Here is a 1,920-nt window from a genome sequence, read left to right as displayed (position 1 = left end):
TTTTAAGGGGGTTGGGGGATTCAGATCTCAAACTAAGTCTAACCGACTTCTGGATACACCGTAGCCCTTAAAAAGGGGGGTTATAGGGTTTGAGCTTAACAAGCCAGACTTTTCAGACATCCTCTTGATTTATGAACGAATCGCGATCGTAATATCGGCTACATTCGTCCCTGTTGCCCCAATTAGATGTAAATCGTCCAATTGCTCAAAGAATGGATAACTATCGTGTCGATCGAGTGCCATGTTTGCATCCAATCCTAACGCCAGAGCGCGATCGATCGTTTGCTCATTTACTGTCGCTCCCGCCGCATCCGTCGGCCCATCGGTACCATCAGTCGCTAGTGTAATTATCCAGGCTGGTACGTGATGTTTCGCCAATTCGATCGCGGCAGCTAGAGCTAATTCGGTATTGCGGCCACCTTTACCCGTACAATTTTCTGGTAAATTAACCGTGGTTTCGCCACCATAAATTAAAATAGTATTACTCGGTTCGGTAATAATTCTCTGCGCAATTTCGACACCGCAAACCCGTGCTTCTCCCTGTAAATTTATCTTCACAATTTTAGCAGTGTATTTCTCTTTATCTTCTTCTTCATCTTCGATCGCTTGCTTAATAGCTTCACAAGCTTGTCGATTATTACCGACGAAAATATTCTTAGCATTTGGATGGTTAGTTAAGCCAGAAGCGATCGACTCGATCGGATCGTCAATTACATCTGATAAAATCAGTCCAATTACTTCTCCCTCTCCCACTCGATCGACTAACCCACCACCTTTCAATCGATCGATTCGCGATCGCACGGCGTTAATTTTATCGATCGATAGTCCACTGCCTAATAATGCCTTGCCGATCGCTTGTAATGCTGGCAGCGAGATATTTTCTGCAAGATTGACAGTAGTAAGATCGATCGATTGACTTGCTAAAGCTGCCTGAACTAATTGTTGAATTTTATGAGTAATTTCGGCAGTCGGGGGACTAGTTAATAATTTGTTTAAAGCATTCCAATCGCGCGGCGCAACGACTAGAGACGAAGCACCACCAGAGATACCAGCGAGGACTAAAGTTCGATCGGTACAATCGGCGAGTAATTCCCACACGCGATCGCCAGCATATAAACTGAGATCGTCAGGAACTGGATGTGCTGACTCGATCGTTTCCCAATGAGCCGGAAATTTAACATCTTTTAAATGATCGTATTTAGTAATGACTAATCCTTGAGAAATTCGACTACCGAGGAGTGCGTGGATCGATCGAGCCATATCGACGGAAGCTTTGCCGACGGCGACGCAGCGAATATCTCGATCGGTTAAATCGATGACACGCTTGCCAATAACTAGATTATTGCCATTTAGCCGCAAGTGGTTTTGAACGGCGTTAAAGGGTTCAACGGCGGCTAATGCAGCGGTAATTAAGCGATCGATGAGTGCTTTCATATCTTAATTATATAATTGCAGTTAGTAAAAAGACGGCATCTTTCGATCGATACGGAGTCGATCGATAGTGGCCAAAAGCCAGAAATAGAAGTGCCTGAGACAGATTTTGGAAGATGAGAATGGATCGAATCGACTGTCAACTTTGTAACTCAGTGCGTTGACAGACTGAATTATTTCGATCTAGCATCGATCGTGGAAATAGCGATCCACTCGTGTCGTTCGATACATAGAGGCAACTAAGATGTTGGCAGTTTCTCCTACAAAACTCGCACCCGAGCTGTTCTTACTTGCTGCGATCGCTGGCGGCTGTTGTACTATTTGTGCCCAAGCGATCGACAATTTATACTTAACAGTTGCCCAGCGTGTGCCAACGAATGCCGCACAGATTCCAACTCAAATTATCGTTCAAGGCTGTGGTGGGAGTCTCTTACTAGGAATTATCTTTTATCCATTTGCACGGTTAGATCCACGACCGTTCGGGTTTGT

General features: G+C 44.7%; 2 protein-coding genes. One reads left to right on the top strand and one right to left on the bottom strand.

Features of this window, described 5'->3' with window-relative positions; genetic code table 11:
• Positions 1–129: 129 nt before the first annotated feature.
• A complete protein-coding gene (locus tag RMO84_RS10330) occupies positions 130–1,434 on the bottom strand; it encodes a DUF4147 domain-containing protein (protein WP_310488381.1) in 1,305 nt (434 codons plus the stop codon).
• A gap of 241 nt (positions 1,435–1,675) precedes the next feature.
• On the opposite strand from RMO84_RS10330, the gene RMO84_RS10325 reads away from it, so the two are divergent.
• Positions 1,676–1,920, top strand: a 245-nt coding sequence (locus RMO84_RS10325) for a hypothetical protein (RefSeq protein ID WP_310488380.1), incomplete at its 3' end; no start/stop codon positions are given.

The organism is Chamaesiphon sp. VAR_69_metabat_338, from assembly GCF_031423935.1.
Classification (GTDB): domain Bacteria; phylum Cyanobacteriota; class Cyanobacteriia; order Cyanobacteriales; family Chamaesiphonaceae; genus Chamaesiphon.
Note: the sequence above shows the minus strand (reverse complement) of the source record. Positions and strands in the feature narration are given on the sequence as shown.

Bases quoted from the DNA above. Each gene is read 5' to 3' on its own strand.
- RMO84_RS10330 (WP_310488381.1), bottom strand. From the start codon at position 1,434: ATGAAAGCACTCATCGATCGCTTAATTACCGCTGCATTAGCCGCCGTT.